Source organism: Pedobacter ghigonis, from assembly GCF_903166585.1.
GTDB classification, from domain to species: Bacteria; Bacteroidota; Bacteroidia; order Sphingobacteriales; family Sphingobacteriaceae; genus Pedobacter; species Pedobacter ghigonis.
Map to the genome: position 1 here is coordinate 1 of NZ_CAESCM010000041.1, position 1086 is coordinate 1086.

Annotated in this window: 1 protein-coding gene; it reads right to left on the minus strand. The window is 38.5% G+C overall.

All coding sequences use genetic code 11. The features are described from left to right. Positions 1 to 937, minus strand: a 937-nt coding sequence (locus HWV58_RS24250; protein ID WP_175636582.1) for an IS110 family RNA-guided transposase, incomplete at its 3' end; no start/stop codon positions are given. Positions 938 to 1086: the final 149 nt, after the last annotated feature.

The following is a 1086-nucleotide window of genomic DNA, read 5'->3' on the forward strand; positions in this document are numbered from 1 at the left end:
CATTAATTATGCTCATGCTGTGCTTCCCTTCATCCTTTTTTCTGTTGTAATATGTTTTGAATTCCTGATTATGTTGAATTAGAGATAATGCACACATATGCAATAATCTTTTAAGTTCTTTATTCGCCATGCGGTGTACTCTGGTTTTACCTTTGATACTTATACCGCTGCTGTGTTCAAATGGCGCTACCCCTGCATAACAGGCCAGTTCTTTTCCGCTGGGCTGTCCTGCAAAATTTGCCGTGCAGCCAATCAGGTACACCGCGGTAACATGTCCTATCCCAGGGATACTGATCAATAGTTTATAGTTACGCTTGAAATCCTGGTTTTCTGAAATAATCTTTTTAATCTGATCCTCAATATTCTTAATGGATTTCGCGATCCCATCGAGTGCATTTTTCATTGCCTTTTCAATCAGTTTCTGATGTGATTTATCGTTAACATTCCCAAGTTCTTTAATCGATACACCAAGGCTGGATTTCTGTTTAAGCAATTTAGTTCTGGCCGATACAAAATCTTTCAGATGCAACAACTGTGGGTTTAATACTGGGGTGGCCTTTAAATCTTCTGCTTCTTTAAAAGCATAGTTGCATAAACGCAGACTGTCTATCTTATCATTCTTACCCCGTGCTATCCCAAAACTCCATTTAATACGGGCTGCATTACCAATATGGATAGCTAAATGTTTCCCGCTGCAGAAAGCCCAGATTAAACGGTGATAGATCCCTGTATTTTCAATGACAACAAGAGTATTTTCATTGAAAGCTGTTTTATGGGATTTGAGCCATTTCTCAAATAACTTCATCCCGCCCGCCGTGTTGGCAAACCGGGAAGTTTCTACCCCTTGTCTTACATGGTTAACAACAGCCATTAACGAAACATCGAAATAGGGTTTTGAAACATCAATCCCAATAAAAAATTTTGTACAGACAATCATCCTGATATTTTTTATGTTTGTAATAGTTACCTAAATTTTACCCCATCGATCCTAGTCCTTAATAATGGGTATTACCCTAATTGTTATCTGGTCACTAAGGGAAAAAACGGTAGCGGATTGCATCATCTCTTAGGCATAAAAACCTTGAC